The organism is Pseudomonas sp. WS 5146, from assembly GCF_012985495.1.
Classification (GTDB): domain Bacteria; phylum Pseudomonadota; class Gammaproteobacteria; order Pseudomonadales; family Pseudomonadaceae; genus Aquipseudomonas; species Aquipseudomonas edaphica.
In genome coordinates this window covers 17,730-34,143 of the sequence record NZ_JAAQWL010000017.1, presented here as the reverse complement: position 1 = coordinate 34,143, position 16,414 = coordinate 17,730, and the positions used below count along the sequence as shown (strand labels likewise).

The 16,414-nt window shown below is 61.8% G+C and carries 12 protein-coding genes; all 12 read left to right on the top strand.

Annotated features, from left to right (window positions below; translation table 11 throughout):
- Positions 1 to 230 precede the first annotated feature (230 nt).
- The 12 genes from HBO41_RS28445 (at position 231) to HBO41_RS28390 (ending at position 16,402) form a co-directional block, all read left to right on the top strand.
- On the top strand, positions 231 to 647 hold the full coding sequence (locus HBO41_RS28445) for a MarR family winged helix-turn-helix transcriptional regulator (protein WP_017136599.1): 417 nt from the start codon (positions 231 to 233) through the stop codon (positions 645 to 647).
- On the top strand, positions 644 to 2,722 hold the full coding sequence (locus HBO41_RS28440) for an FUSC family protein (protein WP_169988640.1): 2,079 nt from the start codon (positions 644 to 646) through the stop codon (positions 2,720 to 2,722). Before HBO41_RS28445 ends, HBO41_RS28440 begins: the two co-directional genes overlap by 4 nt.
- Positions 2,719 to 2,928 (top strand): DUF1656 domain-containing protein, encoded by a 210-nt coding sequence (locus HBO41_RS28435; RefSeq protein ID WP_016969155.1) that lies wholly within the window; start codon positions 2,719 to 2,721, stop codon positions 2,926 to 2,928. Before HBO41_RS28440 ends, HBO41_RS28435 begins: the two co-directional genes overlap by 4 nt.
- A complete protein-coding gene (locus HBO41_RS28430) occupies positions 2,925 to 3,815 on the top strand; it encodes an efflux RND transporter periplasmic adaptor subunit (protein WP_017136597.1) in 891 nt (296 codons plus the stop codon). Before HBO41_RS28435 ends, HBO41_RS28430 begins: the two co-directional genes overlap by 4 nt.
- Entirely contained in the window at positions 3,812 to 5,254 is a 1,443-nt protein-coding gene (locus tag HBO41_RS28425; protein ID WP_099549575.1) for an efflux transporter outer membrane subunit, read from the top strand. The genes HBO41_RS28430 and HBO41_RS28425 overlap by 4 nt, the downstream gene beginning before the upstream one ends.
- A gap of 80 nt (positions 5,255 to 5,334) precedes the next feature.
- The gene (locus HBO41_RS28420) at positions 5,335 to 5,967 is read left to right on the top strand and encodes a hypothetical protein (protein WP_026013660.1); all 633 of its coding nucleotides are present in this window, start codon (positions 5,335 to 5,337) and stop codon (positions 5,965 to 5,967) included.
- 147 nt (positions 5,968 to 6,114) lie between these two features.
- Positions 6,115 to 7,611 (top strand): YdgA family protein, encoded by a 1,497-nt coding sequence (locus HBO41_RS28415; RefSeq protein WP_017136594.1) that lies wholly within the window; start codon positions 6,115 to 6,117, stop codon positions 7,609 to 7,611.
- Between the two features lie 297 nt (positions 7,612 to 7,908).
- Positions 7,909 to 10,389 carry a poly-beta-1,6 N-acetyl-D-glucosamine export porin PgaA gene (pgaA, locus tag HBO41_RS28410; RefSeq protein ID WP_169988638.1) on the top strand — a complete coding sequence of 827 codons (2,481 nt, stop codon included), beginning with the start codon at positions 7,909 to 7,911 and terminating at the stop codon, positions 10,387 to 10,389.
- A gap of 12 nt (positions 10,390 to 10,401) precedes the next feature.
- Complete coding sequence (gene pgaB, locus HBO41_RS28405; protein ID WP_138449396.1) at positions 10,402 to 12,399, top strand: poly-beta-1,6-N-acetyl-D-glucosamine N-deacetylase PgaB; 1,998 nt, start codon at positions 10,402 to 10,404, stop codon at positions 12,397 to 12,399.
- 2 nt (positions 12,400 to 12,401) lie between these two features.
- Positions 12,402 to 13,742 (top strand): poly-beta-1,6-N-acetyl-D-glucosamine synthase, encoded by a 1,341-nt coding sequence (gene pgaC, locus HBO41_RS28400; RefSeq protein WP_169988636.1) that lies wholly within the window; start codon positions 12,402 to 12,404, stop codon positions 13,740 to 13,742.
- Between the two features lie 2 nt (positions 13,743 to 13,744).
- Complete coding sequence (gene pgaD, locus HBO41_RS28395) at positions 13,745 to 14,227, top strand: poly-beta-1,6-N-acetyl-D-glucosamine biosynthesis protein PgaD (RefSeq protein ID WP_099549572.1); 483 nt, start codon at positions 13,745 to 13,747, stop codon at positions 14,225 to 14,227.
- Positions 14,228 to 14,677: 450 nt separating this feature from the next.
- Entirely contained in the window at positions 14,678 to 16,402 is a 1,725-nt protein-coding gene (locus HBO41_RS28390) for a ShlB/FhaC/HecB family hemolysin secretion/activation protein (protein ID WP_169988634.1), read from the top strand.
- The last annotated feature ends 12 nt before the right edge of the window (positions 16,403 to 16,414 follow it).

Here is a 16,414-nt window from a genome sequence, read left to right as displayed (position 1 = left end):
AAGACAACACTGAACTAAATGTGGGAGCTGGCAAGCCAGCTCCCACAAGTGTTTTGTTCTGCCGCAAATCTAACGTTCTCGCTCAAACGCGCTTTACTTACCCACAAACCCACCATCCATCACAAAAGTGTTTCAAAACTTGACGGCTTTGGATCCATCCACCATATTGATAGTTAGCAAACTAACTGTATGCGAACAATCCAGTGTCCCAAACCCTCGAACAGCTCCATATGAACCTCAGCAGCAGCATGGTGGTGGGCGCCCGTAACTGGCGCAAAATCTGCCAGACCACGCTGGTGAGCTATGGTATTTCCGAAGCCTGCGCCGTGCCGCTGTTGATGATCGGCCGCTTGGGCGACGGTGTGCACCAGGTGAAAGTAGCCCAGGCATCCGGCATGGAAAGCCCGTCGTTGGTGCGCCTGCTTGATCGTCTGTGCCATGACGGTTACGTGTGCCGTACCGAAGACGTCCATGACCGTCGCGCCAAGGCCTTGAGCCTCACCGAGCGCGGCCGCGAGTTGGTGCAGGCGGTGGAAGTGCAACTGGTGCGCCTGCGCCAGGAAGTGCTGGCGGACATCGCCCACGGTGACCTTGAAGCGGCGTTGCGTGTACTGCAGGCCTTCGAGGCGGCTGAGGCGACCTCTTGAACGGATTTTTTACCGGCATGCCGCCGGCCCGCGACTGGTTCTACGGCGTGCGCACCTTCGCCGCTTCGATGATCGCCCTGTACATCGCCATGCTTATGCAAATGCCGCGTCCGTATTGGGCGATGGCCACGGTGTATATCGTCTCCAGCCCGTTTGTCGGCCCTACCAGCTCCAAAGCGTTGTACCGCGCCATCGGCACCTTCATGGGCGCGGCGGCGGCGGTGTTTTTTGTGCCGATGTTTATTCAGACGCCGTACCTGCTGGTGGTGATCATTGCGCTGTGGACCGGCACCTTGTTGTTTTTGTCTTTGCACCTGCGTACCGCCAACAGCTACGCGCTGATGTTGGCCGGCTACACCTTGCCGCTGATCGCCTTGCCGGTAGTGGATAACCCGCTGGCGGTGTGGGATGTGGCCGAGGCGCGTACCGAAGAGATTTTCCTCGGCATTGCTGTGGCCGCCGTAGTAGGCGCAATGTTCTGGCCGCGGCGCCTGATGCCAGTGTTTGATGGCTCGGTGGCCAAGTGGTTTGCCGATGCCCAGGTCTATAGCCAGCGCTTTCTGATCCGTAACGTTGCGCCCGAAGAAATCAGCACCTTGCGCGGCGGCATGGTCGCCACCTTCAACACCCTGGAACTGATGATCGGCCAGTTGCCCCACGAAGGCGCTCGGCCACAGACGGTGCGCAACACCAAGGAACTGCGCGGGCGCATGATTCACCTGCTGCCGGTGATCGACGCGCTGGACGATGCGGTCTACGCGATCGAACACCGCGCCCCCGAGTTTCTCGACCGGTTCACGCCGTTGCTGCAAGACGCCAACGCCTGGCTGGAGAGCACCACCGAGCAAGCACCGCTGGAACGCTGGCGCGTGTTGCGCGACAAGATCGACGCCGCGCAGCCACAGGGCGAAGCACTGGACGACCGCCACACGCTGCTGTTCTCCAACGCCCTGTATCGCCTCGGCGAATGGGTCGACCTGTGGCAAGACTGCCGCAGCCTGCAGGCCGCCATCCAGTGCGAAAGCCAGGACACCTGGCGCGCCGTCTACCGCCATTGGCGCCTGGGCCGGCTCACGCCGTTCCTCGACCGTGGCCTGATGTTCTACTCGGCGTTTTCCACCGTTACCGCGATCATTGTCGCCTCGGTGCTGTGGATTCTCCTGGGCTGGACCGACGGCGGCAGCGCAGTGATTCTGGCTGCCGTGGCCTGCAGCTTTTTTGCCTCGATGGACGACCCGGCGCCGCAGATCTACCGGTTCTTTTTCTGGACCGCCATGTCGGTATTGTTCGCCAGCCTTTACCTGTTTCTGGTGCTGCCCAACCTGCATGATTTCCCCATGCTGGTGTTGGCGTTTGCGGTGCCGTTTATCTGCATCGGCACGCTCACGGTGCAGCCGCGTTTTTACCTGGGCATGCTGCTGACGCTGGTGAACACCTCCTCGTTTATCAGCATCCAGGGCGCCTACGACGCGGACTTCCTCAACTTCGCCAACGTCAACCTGGCCGGGCCGGTGGGCTTGCTGTTCGCCTTTGTGTGGACGCTGGTCGCACGGCCGTTCGGCGCCGAACTGGCGGCCAAGCGCCTGACGCGTTTCAGCTGGCGCGACATCGTAACGCTCACCGAGCCTGCAACCCTGGCCGAACACCGCCACATGGCTGTTCAAATGCTCGACCGCCTGATGCAGCACCTGCCGCGCCTGGGCCTGATCGGCCAGGACACCGGCAGCGCCCTGCGCGATTTGCGCGTGGCGCTGAACCTGCTTGACCTGTTGGCCTACGCGCCACGCATCTACGGCGTGCCACGGGTGCTGCTCAACCAAGTGGTGGAAGGCGTGGGCGGTTACTTCAAGGCCTGCCTTAAAGCCGGTGAACGCTTGCCCGCGCCCAGCGGTCTGCTGATGACCCTCGACCGCACGCGCCGCGCCCTCAACGGGCAAGGCCTGCAAGACGAAGATGACACCCGCCTGCATCTGCTGCACGCACTGGCCGGCCTGCGCCTGTCGTTGCTGCCCGGCGTGGAATTTATTGGCGGCACCGAAATGCAAGCGCCGCTGCCTGATGGAGCGCCTTTATGATCGGTGATCTGGATATCAGCGGGGTGTTCCTGCCCACGCTGCTGGTGCTGATGGGCATTACGTATGTGTTGTTTCTGGTGGTGCACGGGTTGTTGACGCGCATTCACTTCTATCGCCTGGTCTGGCACCGGGCATTGTTCAATGTGGGGCTCTACGCGCTGTTACTGGGCGCCGTGGACTCACTCAGTCGATACCTCATGACATGAAAAAACCTTTTTTGACCATCGGCCGTGTCGTCCTGACGTTATTGATAGTGACCTTCGCTGTCGTCGTTGTGTGGCGCATGGTCATGTACTACATGTTTGCGCCCTGGACCCGTGACGGGCATATCCGTGCCGACATCGTGCAGATCGCCCCGGACGTGTCCGGGCTGATCCAGCAAGTCGACGTGCGCGACAACCAGTTGGTGACCAAGGGCCAGGTGCTGTTCGCCGTCGACCAGGACCGCTTTAAGCTGGCGCTGCGTCAAGCCCAGGCCGCCGTGGCCGACCGCCAGGAAACCCTGGCCCAGGCCAACCGCGAGTACAAGCGCAACCGTGGTTTGGGCAACCTGGTGCCGAGCGAACAACTGGAAGAAAGCCAGTCGCGCGTGGCCCGTGCCCAATCGGCCCTGGCCGAGGCGCAAGTGGCCGTGGACGCCGCCCAGCTCAACCTTGACCGCTCGGTGATCCGCAGCCCCGTGGACGGTTACGTCAACGACCGTGCACCGCGCAACCAGGAATTCGTCACCGCCGGGCGCCCGGTGCTGTCGGTGGTGGACAGCAACTCCTTCCACATCGACGGTTATTTCGAAGAGACCAAGCTCGACGGTATCCACGTCGGCATGGCCGTGGATATCCGCGTGATCGGCGACAACGCCCGTCTGCGTGGCCATGTGCAGAGCATCGTCGCCGGTATCGAAGACCGCGACCGCACCAGCGGCTCCAACCTGCTGCCTAACGTCAACCCGGCGTTCAGCTGGGTGCGCCTGGCCCAGCGGATTCCGGTGCGTATTGCCTTTGATGATGTGCCGGCGGACTTTCGTATGATCGCCGGACGCACGGCCACGGTGTCGATCATCGGCGATAAGGTCAAAGACGGAGAAAAACCATGAAGCAGCTGCTGGCAACCGCTGCGCTGGGTTTGCTGCTGTCGGCCTGCCAAGTGGTAGGCCCGGATTACAAGCTGCCGGACACGTCCGCCATCAACCGTGGCGACCTGCAAGGGCAGCTCGCGGGCGAGGGCAACAACGTGGTGTCGGCGCCGGTGCCGGCCGATTGGTGGAAGCTGTACAACGACCCGCGCCTGGATGAGCTGGTGCGCCAGGCCATGGCCTCCAACACCGATTTGCGCGTGGCTGCCGCCAACCTGCAACGCGCGCGTTTCCAGACCCAAGAGGCTGAATCCGCAGGCGGTTGGAGTGCTGGCGCCAAGGCGGAAGCCCAGCGCCTGCAGGAATCGGGCGAAGCGTTTTTGCTGACGGAAAAAGTCCCGGTGGCCAACATCGGCAGCGCCAGCATCAGCACGTCCTACCAGTTTGACCTGTTCGGCACCTTGCAGCGTGGCATCGAGAGTGCCCAGGCCAGCACCGACGCGGCCCAGGCCGCCGCCGATATTGCGCGCATCACCCTGGTGGCAGATGTGGTGCGCTCCTACACCCAGGTGTGCGCGGCCAATGAAGAGCTGGCGATTGCCAATGAGTCGCTCGACCTGCAAGGCCAGAGCACCAAGCTCACCCAGCGCCTGCGCGACGCCGGGCGCGGTGACGAAACCCAGGTGACCCGCTCGCAGACCCAATACAAATCCTTGCGCGCCGAGATCCCGCGCTATCAAGCATCGCGTCAGGCGGGTTTGTTCCGCTTGTCGATGCTGCTGGCCAAACCGGTGGACCAACTGCCCGCAGGCACCGGCACCTGCGCCGAGCTGCCGCATATCGCCCAATTGCTGCCCGTGGGCGACGGCGCAGCACTGCTCAAGCGCCGCCCCGACGTGCGCCAGGCCGAACGCCAACTGGCGGCTGCCACCGCCCGTATCGGCGTGGCCACCGGTGCGTTGTACCCGGACATCAGCATCGGCGCCACGGTGGGCACGGTCGGCATTCTTGACGACCTCGGCACGCCAGCGACCAATCGCTGGGGCTTTGGCCCGCTGATCAGTTGGACAGTGCCGACCAACGGTGCCCGCGCACGTATCCACGAAGCCGAAGCCGCGACCCAGGGCGCCCTGGCGCACTTTGATGGTGTGGTGCTCAATGCTATCCGCGAAACCCAGACCGGCCTTGCGCAATACACCGCGCAACTGCAACGCCGCGACGCCCTGGCCGACGCCGGTGCGTCCGCCAAGGAAGCCTCGGAGCAGACGCACCGCTTCTTCCAGGCCGGCCGTGCCTCGTTCCTGGCCGACCTGCAGGCCACTCGCACCTACACCGATGTACGTGCACAGCTGGCAGCGGCCAACACGCAAGTTGCCATGAGCCAGATCGATCTGTTCCTGGCCTTGGGCGGCGGTTGGGAAAGCGGACGAACGCAGGCGTCACAACCCGGCAAACCCTGAGCGAAAAGCTATGCTTTGACAGGCGGGCCACCGTGAGGCCCGTCTGACAAAGTTCGCGTTTGCTCATGGGGATTCCAATAATGAAAAACCCTTATGCTCCCGCTTTCTGGTGCGTGCTTTTCGCACTGGTGTTGCTATCGGCTGCCTATTTCTACGGCGTCATGCTTGCCCACCAACTCGACAAGGCCATGGTGTTTCTCGATAGCGCCTGTCTGGTGATCGGCACGTTGTCCATCGGCGTGGTGGCCTGGGCGTCCTATCAAAATCAACGGGTGAAGAAAAAGCTGCTTCAACAAGGCAAGACCCGCGTGGCGATCTGGGACACCAAGGTTGCTCTGCGCCGCGTCGAAACTGTGTTCGACCGCTATTTCTGGGGCAGCTACTGGCAGCCCGGGCGTACTTTCCAGGAAGTCATGGGCGAGCTCACCGGCACGCCGCTGGAAAAAAGCCTCGAGGCCCTGAAAAAACAATGTGTGCTGCTCGACCAGCAGGTCGCCGACGGTAGGCATTGGCTCAATAACGCCCGGGAATTGTCCGACGTGGCCACGCAAATGGCGCGGGAACGCTACCAGCTGGACTTCTGCGACCCCAAGGCCGATACCCCCAGCAACACAGTGATACACCGCGAGTTTGAGGTGTTGGTGTACACCTGGACCGCACGCTTGAAGAGTTTCGATCACCAACTCGATGAGGTTGAATTGGAATACTCGTGAACCAACCGCTGACCTGACCTCTCTGAAAAGCTGGGCCGTTATCGGCCGCCAGTGCTAATCTTCCCCCGTTTTCGGCGGGCTTGAGCCAACCCCTTCGGGGTTCAAGGAAGACAGCCCACTTCTCACAGGATTTGATCAGGTCACTTCATGAATAAGCCAGCAGTTGTTTTCTTGGGTTTCGTTGTCGCCGTCGGCGCCATTAGTGCAGGCGGCGCCTGGTACACCGGTAAGCAACTGGAGCCGGTGCTGCAAACCGCCATCCAGAACGCCAACAAAGAACTGCAGACCTCTATGGCCGGCGTCGATGGCACGGTGAACCTGGAGCTGGTGTCCCTGGATCGTGGCCTGTTCAGCAGCACCGCGCACTACCGCCTCAAAGGCCAAGGCAGCGTGTTCGGTGAAGAAAACCCGAACCCTGAACTGCTGTTCGTCGACCATATCGAACACGGCCCGCTGCCGTTCTCGCGCCTGGTGACGCTGAAGTGGCTGCCGGTCATGGCCACCAGTCACTATGCGCTGGAAAAGAACGCCACCACCGAAAAATGGTTCGCCGCCAGCAAAGACGTGTCGCCGCTCAAGGGCGTGGCCAATATCGGCTACAACCGCTCGGTCGACGGCAACGTCGAATTGCTGCCGCTGGACATCAAGGACGACAAGTCTTCGGTGAGCTTCTCGGGCGCCAACCTGGACTTCGACAGCAGCGCCGAAGGCCAGAAGGTCAAGGCCAGCGGCTACATGAACAGCCTCAAGGTTGCAGTGATCGACGCCAATGGCCAGCCGCTTGAAGCCGAACTGTCCGGCCTGACCGTGGCCAGCAACCTGGAAAAATCCACCTTCGGTTTCTACACCGGGCAAAACACCGTTGAGCTGACCGACACAAAAGTCACCTTCGGCCCGCAGAAAGCCGTGCTGACCCTCAAGGGCTTCGAGCAAAAAGACACCAGCGAAACCAAGGACAACAACCTGGCAGGCCGCGTTGACTACAAGATCGACGAAATCGGCTACCAGGGTAAACCTGTAGGTTCGGCCGCCATGGCCCTGAGCATGAAGAACATCGACATCCCGGCGATGCTGGTGCTGACCAAGCTCTACCAGGACAAGATGCAGCCGGTGCAAGCCGCCGCGGCTGCCGGCCAACCGGTGCCTGAGCTGCAACTGACCGAAGCCGAGCAGACCCTGGCCGAGGCCAACGTCAACCAGGTGCTGGCCGCCAAGCCGCAAGTGGCAGTGGAAAACCTGTCGCTGAAAACCACCCACGGTGAAAGCAAATTCAACCTGGTGGTAGACCTGACCAAACCCACCTCGATGGAATTGCCACCGGTTGAGCTGGGCAAGCAGGTTATCGCGCTGCTGGATGCCAACCTGACCCTGTCCAAGCCGATGATCGGCGACGTCGCTGCCCTGCAAGCGGAAGTGGGCGGTGTGACCGACCCTAAAGCCATCGAACAGCAATCACAGATGGCGGCCGAGATGGTCAGTGGCATGGCCGTTGGTACTCAGTTGGCAACCCTGGTGGGTACTGACGTGGTTTCCAAGCTGCACTACGCCAACAACGAAGTGACGTTTAATGGCCAGAAGATGACCGTGGAGCAATTCATTGGCTTTGTGATGGCCAAAGCGGGTGCGGTCAGCGGCGCGCAGTAAGATTTCTTACATCGGTAAGAAATAAATATTGGAGGCGTGGGTTTACCTGAAGCGGCAGTCAAACAACCGGCATACAGGCCGGCTGTGGCTGCTTAGCTCAGGCAAGCCTTGGCCTCCATTGGTTTTTCTGCGGTTGGATAATTCTGAACAATTGTTCTGATTTGGGCATTTCCCTACTTTCCTAAGAGATAGTTCCTACAGGAAAGCTAGGCCGGGTCACGAGACGCCGGCACCCTGATGCGTTTTGCTCAGGACCACCTATCGTTATAGCTTTCCGTGTGTAAGGAAGCTCACGATATGCTGCGAACACTACCCACCAGTGCTTCAGGCCGGTTGCGCCTGCTCGTTGGGGCCGCCTTATGCAGCCAATTGCTGACGCCCAGCCTTGCCTTCGCCGACCCAGCCTATGACGCGCTGATTATCCAGGCGCGTAACGGCAACTTCACTCCCGCGCTGACCCAATTGCGCCAACTGCCGCCTGAACGCCAGACACCTGGCCAGATCAGCGATCATCTGGTGATTGCCGGTTGGGCAGGGCAAGACGCCGAAGTGTTGAAGGTCTACGAGGCCCAAGGCAAAAATCGCAACCTCACCACCCAGGCGCTGGCCACGGTGGCGCGCACTTATCGCAACCAAAAGCAGTGGCCGCAGGCTCTGGCGGTTTACCAGCAAGCGCTGGTGCGTGAACCGGGCAATGTCGACCTGCAGCTGGGCCAGGCGCTGACCCAGGCCGACGGCGGCCAGGCCACGACGGCCGTGCAGCGCTTGCGCGCACTGGTGGCGGCGCAACCCAATGACCCCAACCGCCGCATGGCCCTGGGTTATGCGCTGACCCGCGCAGGCTTGAACTACGACGCCTTGTTCGAGTTCGACCAAGCCTTTACTCGCGCCGGTGACAAGCCTGAAGTGGTCCGCGAATACATCGTCGCCCTGCAAAAGGCCCGCCTGCCGGAGCCGGCGCTGCGCCTGTCGGCCAAACATCCGGGCCTGCTCGACGCGGTGACCCAGCGCCGCCTCGAAGGTGACCTCGCCGCCGAGCGCGTGCGGATGGCCGAGTTCGCCACCCGCACCGAAAAAGAACGCTACGTGGTTGCCGACCGCGCCCTCAATGACTACGACAAACTGCTCGCGCGCTGGACCCCGGACCCAAGTGCCCATGATGATGTGGTGCGCTGGCGCATCGACCGCCTGGGTGCCCTCAAGGCGCGGGCACGCACCGCCGATGTGATCCGCGACTACGAAACCCTCAAGGGCGAAGGCGTGCAATTGCCGACCTATGCCCTGCGTTGGGTCGCCGCGTCTTACCTCGACCAGCGCTTGCCGGAAAAAGCCGAGCCGTTGTACCGCGAGGTGATCAGCGCTGCCGATGCCGAACCCGATGATCGGGTCGAAGACACCACGGCCTTGTTCTACACCTTGCAGGAAAGCGACAAAGGCGCCGACGCGCGCGAAGTCGCCAACAGCCTCGCCACCAGCCAGAAACCTCGAGTCGAACTCAAGGGCTTGCCCATTGGTAACCCCAACGACGCCTGGATGGACGCGCAACAGCTGTCGGCCCAGGCCGGCGTCTACGGCGGTGACCTGCCGGGCAGCGAAGCCGGCCTGGACGCGTTGGTGGCCAAAGCTCCCGGCAATGTCGGCTTGCGCCTGGCCCAGGCCGACATGTACCGCGCCCGCGACCTGCCACGCCGCGCCGAGGGCATCCTCAAGGAAACCGAAGCCCAGACCCCGCGGGATATCGGCCTGGAAGTCAGCCAGGCCTACACTGCCATGGACCTGCAGGAATGGCGGCAAATGGACGTGCTCACCGATGACGTGCTGGCCCGCAACCCGGACAGCCGCCAAGTGCAGCGCCTGAGCCGTCTGCGGGATGTACACGACATGGCCGAGCTGCGCGTGGAGGCCTACACCGGAAAAAGCTACGGCGGCGGCAATAACAACAACGCCGGCGCAGTGGCCGGCAGCCGTGACTGGGGCATCGAAAGCGTGCTCTACACGCCGCCTATCGATGAAGACTGGCGCCTGTTCGCCGGTGCCGGCTACGCCACCGCCGATTTCAGTGAAGGCACCGGCCAACACCGTTGGCAGCGCGTCGGTGTGGAGCGTCGCACCCGCGACATGACCCTGGAAGCCGAAGTGTCCAACCACTCCTACGGCTATGGCTCCAAGCAGGGTGCGGCCGTGTCGATTGCCCGCGACATCAACGACAACTGGCAGTACGGCGGCAGCCTCGGCTACCTGCTGACTACCACGCCGCTGCGAGCGTTGAATGCCGATGTCACCGCCAACGGCGGCAGTGGCTTTATTCGCTGGCGCGCGAATGAAAGCCGCGAGTGGAAACTGGCCCTGAGCCCGTCCCACTTCAGCGATGGCAACAACCGCTTCGAAGCCGTACTGACTGGCCGCGAGGGCGTCTACAGCGCGCCCGGCGTGCAGGTAGACCTGGGCCTGGAAGTCGGCACCAGCCACAACACCAAAGAAGACACGGTGTACTTCAACCCCAAATCCGACTTCACCGTGTTGCCCACGGTCACGGTCAATCATGTGCTCTATCACCGCTACGAGACTCAGTGGAGTCAGCAGTTCCAGCTCGGTGCAGGTACGTACAGCCAACGGGATTATTCCACCGGTGGCGTCGGTTTGATCGGCTATGGCCAACGTTTTCGCTGGAACGATGTACTGGACGTGGGCGCCAACCTGAGCCTGATCAGCCGACCTTATGACGGTGATCGCGAACGCGATCTGCGCTTGCTCGTCGACCTCACTTACCGTTTCTAAAAGAGCCTGACCATGACCGTCCTTTGCCGTTGCTTGTTGGTCCTGGGTGTAATGCTGGCCAGTGCCTGTGCCCAGCAACCCGCGCCTTTCACTCCACCCGCCGAGCGGCCGATACTGGCCAACGAAGCGCCGTGGCCGAAAAACCATTTCCTGGGCATTGCCTACCACGATGTCGAGGATCGCGACCCCGACCAGGCGGTGGTGGCGGTGCGCACCGAGCGTTTGATTGAACAACTGGCGTGGTTGCGCGAGAACGGCTACCAGGCGGTCAGCGTCGACCAGATCCTGGCGGCACGCAACGGCGGCCCCGAGTTGCCGCCCAAAGCCATCATGCTCAGTTTCGATGACGGCTATTCCAGCTTCTACACCCGCGTGATGCCGATTCTGCGTGCCTATCACTGGCCAGCCTTGCTGGCGCCGGTGGGGTATTGGATCGATACGCCGCTCAATCAACCGGTGGACTTCGCCGGCTCGCCGCGCCCGCGTGGGGAATTCCTCACCTGGCAGCAGATTCGTGAAGTGTCGCAGTCGGGCCTGGTGGAAATCGCCGCACACACCGACAACAACCACAAAGGGATTTTGGCCAACCCCCAGGGCAACCTGGAGCCGGCGGCGACCAGCCTGCGCTTTGACCCGGCCACCGGGCGTTATGAAGACCAAGCCAAATTCGATGCGCGCATGCGGGCTGATGTCGCGGCGATCACTAACAAGATCCGCAGCGTGACCGGCAAGGCGCCTCGGGTGTGGGTGTGGCCTTACGGCGCCGCCAAAGGCACCTCGCTGGCGATTGTCGGCGAGCAGGGCTACCAGATGGCGCTGACCCTGGAAGACGGCCTCGACAGCCTCGGCAACCTGATGAACAGCCCGCGCTTCCTGGTGGCTTCGGACCCGGACGGCGAGCATTTCGCCAATAGCATGGTGGCCGTGCAAACCCAGGCACCGCTGCGGGTGCTGCACGTGGACCTCGACAACGTCTACGACCCCGACCCGGCCCAACAAGCGCGCAACCTCGACCAGCTTGTACAACGTGTGGTGGACATGGGCGCGGGCACTGTATTCCTGCAAGCCTTCGCCGACCCCAAAGGCGACGGCCTGGTGCATTCGCTGTACTTCCCTAACCGCCACTTGCCGGTGCGCGCCGACCTGTTCAACCGCGTCTCCTGGCAGTTGCACACCCGTGCCCACGCGGCTGTGTATGCCTGGATGCCGGTGCTGAGTTTCGCCCTCGACCCCAAGCTGCCGCGTGTGACCCGCTGGGACCCGCAAACCGGCCAGGTCGGCACCGACCCGGACCAATACAAACGCTTGTCGCCGTTCGACCCGCAGGTGCGCAAGATCATCGGCGAGATCTATGAAGACCTGGCGCGCAACAATGCCATCGACGGTGTGCTGTACCACGACGACGCCGTGCTTTCCGACTTCGAAGACGCCAGCCCCGCTGCGCTCAAGGCTTATGCTGCCAACGGCCTGCCGGGCAGCATTGCCGCGCTGCGTGCAGACCCTGCAGTGATGCAACGCTGGACGCGCTTCAAGAGCCGCTACCTGATCGACTTCACCAACGAGCTGACCGCCAAGGTTCGCGCCATCGGTGGTCCACAAGTGGCGACCGCACGCAATATCTTTGCCGAGCCGATGCTCAACCCGGCCAGCGAAGCCTGGTTCGCGCAGAACCTCGACGACTTCCTCCAGGCCTACGACTGGACTGCGCCCATGGCCATGCCATTGATGGAAGGCCAGGAGCTGAAAACCTCCAACGCCTGGCTGGAAAAACTCGTCGCCACGGTCAAGGCGCGCCCCGGCGCGCTGGAAAAAACCGTGTTCGAGCTGCAAGCCAAAGACTGGCGGACCAAAGAAGCGCCGGATATCAAGGGCGCGCAGATGGCCGAATGGATGGGCGTGCTCAAACGCCAGGGGGTCAAGAGCTTTGGCTACTACCCGGATAACTTCCTGGAAAATTCGCCGGACCTGAAGACAGTTCGTCCGGCCCTTTCCAACCAGTGGAACCCTTGATCATGTTCGACAGAATCCTGGCTTTATTCGTGTTGGCGTTGGTGTTGGGTGTGCCCCTGGGCCTGATCTTCCTGGTCACCGGGCAGTTCCTGATGGACTTCGTGTTTTTCTACCCGCTGTTCATGTCGGCGCTCTGGATCGCCGGCGGGCTGTACTTCTGGCTGCACTGGGAGCGGCATTGGCCGTGGAAGGAAGACACGCCGGCGCCGACCCTGGCCGGCAACCAGCTGATCTCGATCATCATCCCTTGCTACAACGAGGGCGATAACGCCGCCGACACCATTCATGCGGCCCTGAACCAGCTGTACCCGAATATCGAAGTCATCGCCGTCAACGACGGTTCCAAAGACAACACCGCTGCCGTGCTCGACGCCCTGGCCTTGCAACACCCACGCCTGCGTGTGCTGCACCTGGCGCAAAACCAGGGCAAGGCCGTGGCCTTGCGCATGGGCGCCGTGGCGGCGCGCAGTGAGTACCTGGTGTGCATCGACGGCGATGCCTTGCTCGACAAAAACGCAGCGGCCTACATGGTCGCGCCGATGCTCGACAACCCGCGCCTGGGCGCCGTGACCGGCAACCCACGCATCCGCACGCGTTCAACCTTGATCGGCCGGGTGCAGGTGGGCGAGTTCTCCTCGATTATCGGCTTGATCAAGCGCACCCAGCGCGTGTTCGGGCGGATCTTCACGGTGTCGGGTGTGGTGGTGGCGTTTCGCAAGAAGGCGCTGGACCGCATCGACTACTGGTCCACCGACATGATCACCGAAGACATCGACGTGAGTTGGAAGCTGCAACTGGACCACTGGGCGATCTTCTACGAGCCCCGTGCCCTGTGCTGGATCCTCATGCCCGAAACCGTAGGCGGCCTGTGGAAACAGCGCCTGCGTTGGGCCCAGGGCGGCGCCGAGGTGCTGTTCAAGAACATCCGAGGCATCTGGCAATGGCGCCATCGCTACCTGTGGCCACTGCTGTTCGAGTACTGCCTGTCCACCGGCTGGGCCTTCACCTTCCTGCTCTCGGTGATCTTCTGGGGCGTGGGCAAGTTCGTGGTACTGCCGCAGGCGATTGCCGTGGATTCCCTGGTGCCACCGGCCTTTACCGGGCTGGTGCTGGCGATGGTGTGCCTGCTGCAGTTCGCGGTGAGTATCCTGATCGACCGGCGCTATGAAAAGGACCTGTGGAAAACCCTGTTCTGGACCGTGTGGTACCCGATGGTGTTCTGGCTGGTCAGCCTGCTCACCACCCTGGTCAGCTTTCCCAAGGTGCTGTTCAACCAGCACCAGAAACGCGCGCGCTGGGTCAGCCCGGACCGCGGCATCAAACCCAGTGAAGAGGAGGCGTGACCATGAAGCTGGTCAGAACTCGCCAAAACACCGTGATGTGGATCATCGACGTGCTGCTGACGCTGCTGGCGTGGGGCGGCCTGATCTGGCTGCTCGCACGTGGTATCGGCGCCATGCTGGAAACCCACGGCGGCCCACGTATTGAGGCGCCGATTTTCGCCGCGCTCAACACCTTGCAGATCTACCTGTGGATCGCCTTGTTCAACGCGGTGATCCTGATCAGTTGGGCGCGCTATCAGCAACGCCGTGGGCGCAAGTTCGCCCAGCGCCGCGCCGAAGCCAATGCGCTGAGCGACAAAAACCTGAGTGAGAGTTTCAATTTGGGCGACGGCCACCTGGAGCAGTTTCGCAAGCCGGGCGTGCTGGTGATCCACAACGACGAAGACGGCGGTGTCGAGGATGTGAAGTCCCACGTCTCCCGCGACGTGGAGCGCCCCGGCCTGACCCTGGTGCCCGGCGCGGAAAAAGGCAAAGACGCCGGCTAGAAATTCCGAAAGACACCAAAGACCCCTGTGGGAGCTGGCTTGCCTGCGATAGCGGTGGGCCAGCAACCAATCAATACCTGACACGCCGCCATCGCAGGCAAGCCAGCTCCCACATTCCATCTGCGTCGCTTGGAATTCCGATAAATGGGATCCAATTCACAAAAACACCGCGAACTTTTCGCTATTTCCCTGCACTAACCTAACTCGGCAAGTAGTTGATGGCTAAATAATGGCATTTGCTAAATTGTTTGCCGAATTAATATCAAAAGAGTTGCCGCTGGTCGGAATAAAACTTCTAACGGCCGCCATTATCTCTTTGTGATAACTCTTTATTGTTAACAATCAATGTGTTGCGGATGTAATAAGCACGAATGTGCAACTGTCCCGGTTTCTTGGGCCAGCGCTAGTTCGATGGTAGTTTGCCGCCCCTTGATTTTCGATGGATCGAACATGTCTTTTTTATCGCCACGGACTCGGTACTTGCTGTGCACTTTCATGCTCACCTGCCTGAGCCTGAATACGGCCATCGCCGCCCCTACGCCAGGGGATCAAGACCTGATCCGCGATCGGCAGAACCGCCTGCTGGAAGAGCAAAGCCGGCGCCTGCAAGAGCTTCAGGACCTGCCCGGCAAAGAAGCCAAGCCACAGGCACCGGCTACGCCTGCCGACACCCGCTGCTTCCCGATCAAAGACATCGAACTCAAAGGCGCCGACAGCCTGCCTGCCGGCGACCGCACGCTGCTGCTCAAACCCTATGTAGGCCAATGCCTGGGCGTCTCGCAGCTCAATGAGTTGCTCAAGGTCATCACCGACTATTACATCGCCAAAGGCCGCGTCACTAGCCGCGCCTACTTGCCGCAACAAGACCTCTCCAGTGGCCATCTGCAGGTGTTGGTGGTCGAAGGCAAACTCGAAGCGGTGCGCAGCGCCGAAGGCAGCAACGTCACCGAGCGTGAACTGGCCATGGCGTTTCCCGGCAAGGTCGGTGAGGCGCTGAACCTGCGCGAGGTCGAGCAACTGGTGGACCAGCTCAACCGGTTGCCGTCCAAACAGGCGCAAATGGAGCTGACGCCCGGCAAGCAAGTGGGCGGCAGCGACGTGGTGGTCAAGAACACCCCGCAAAAGCCCTGGCGCGCCAGCCTGTCGCGCAACAACGACGGGCAACGCAGCACCGGCGAGCAGCAATGGGGCGCGGGCCTGGAGTGGGACAGCCCGCTGGGCCTGGCTGACCAGTTGGTATTGCGTGGCGGCCACGACGCCATCAGCGACCACCAGAAAACCTCGAAAAACACCCTGCTCTATTACAACGTGCCGTGGGGCTGGTGGAACTTCACCTACACCTACAGCGAGAGCGATTACCGCGCGCTGGGTTACACCGACACCTTCAAGTTCAAGCAGTCGGGCGACAGCCAGAACCACCAACTGCGCGCAGAGCGCGTGATTCACCGCGATGACGTAAGCAAAACCTCGGTCAACGTGGGTGTGGCTCACCTGCGCACCAACAACTACGTCAACGACGCCCAGCTCGAAATCAGCAGCAACCGCCTCAGTGAGTTGCAGTTTGGTATCAACCACGGCCGACGCATCGGCAATGCCTTCGTCAACATCGACCTCGGCGTACAGAACGGCATCGGCGCCTTTGACGCCCAGCGCGACGACCAGCACCGCGACCAGTTCGGCAACCTCACGCCCACCCCGGATTACCGCAAATACACTGCCACGGTCAGCTATTTGCAGCCGTTTCGCCTGTGGGGTGAGTCGTTCAGCTTCACCAGCCTGGCCACCGGGCAACGCAGTGAAGACGTGCTGTTCTCGCCGCAGCGCATCAGCCTCGGCGGCTCGTCGTCGGTGCGCGGTTTCAAGGATCAGCAACTGTCCGGCGACAGCGGCGGCTACTGGCGCAACGAAGTGCGCTGGGCGCGCCCGGTCACCCTCGAATGGCTGCGCCCGGCCTTCGCCGAATACGGCACCAGCCTCGGTTACGACCAGGGCGTGATCCGCAACGACCGTTACAACGGCGACAACCACGGCCGCGTTTCAAGCAACTCCGTGGAACTGTTCGCCCGGGGCAAATACGTCAGCACCAGCGTGACGTTTGCCCACTCGTTAGAAAGACCTGGAGTGGTGACGGAGCGTGAAGCGCCGATCTACTTCCGCATGGATTTCTTCCTGTAATTCAACGCCCCG

Bases quoted from the DNA above. Each gene is read 5' to 3' on its own strand.
- HBO41_RS28425 (WP_099549575.1), top strand. From the start codon at position 3,812: ATGAAGCAGCTGCTGGCAACCGCTGCGCTGGGTTTGCTGCTGTCGGCC.
- pgaC (WP_169988636.1), top strand. From the start codon at position 12,402: ATGTTCGACAGAATCCTGGCTTTATTCGTGTTGGCGTTGGTGTTGGGT.
- pgaB (WP_138449396.1), top strand. From the start codon at position 10,402: ATGACCGTCCTTTGCCGTTGCTTGTTGGTCCTGGGTGTAATGCTGGCC.
- HBO41_RS28430 (WP_017136597.1), top strand. From the start codon at position 2,925: ATGAAAAAACCTTTTTTGACCATCGGCCGTGTCGTCCTGACGTTATTG.
- HBO41_RS28445 (WP_017136599.1), top strand. From the start codon at position 231: ATGAACCTCAGCAGCAGCATGGTGGTGGGCGCCCGTAACTGGCGCAAA.
- HBO41_RS28435 (WP_016969155.1), top strand. From the start codon at position 2,719: ATGATCGGTGATCTGGATATCAGCGGGGTGTTCCTGCCCACGCTGCTG.
- HBO41_RS28390 (WP_169988634.1), top strand. From the start codon at position 14,678: ATGTCTTTTTTATCGCCACGGACTCGGTACTTGCTGTGCACTTTCATG.
- pgaA (WP_169988638.1), top strand. From the start codon at position 7,909: ATGCTGCGAACACTACCCACCAGTGCTTCAGGCCGGTTGCGCCTGCTC.
- HBO41_RS28415 (WP_017136594.1), top strand. From the start codon at position 6,115: ATGAATAAGCCAGCAGTTGTTTTCTTGGGTTTCGTTGTCGCCGTCGGC.
- pgaD (WP_099549572.1), top strand. From the start codon at position 13,745: ATGAAGCTGGTCAGAACTCGCCAAAACACCGTGATGTGGATCATCGAC.
- HBO41_RS28420 (WP_026013660.1), top strand. From the start codon at position 5,335: ATGAAAAACCCTTATGCTCCCGCTTTCTGGTGCGTGCTTTTCGCACTG.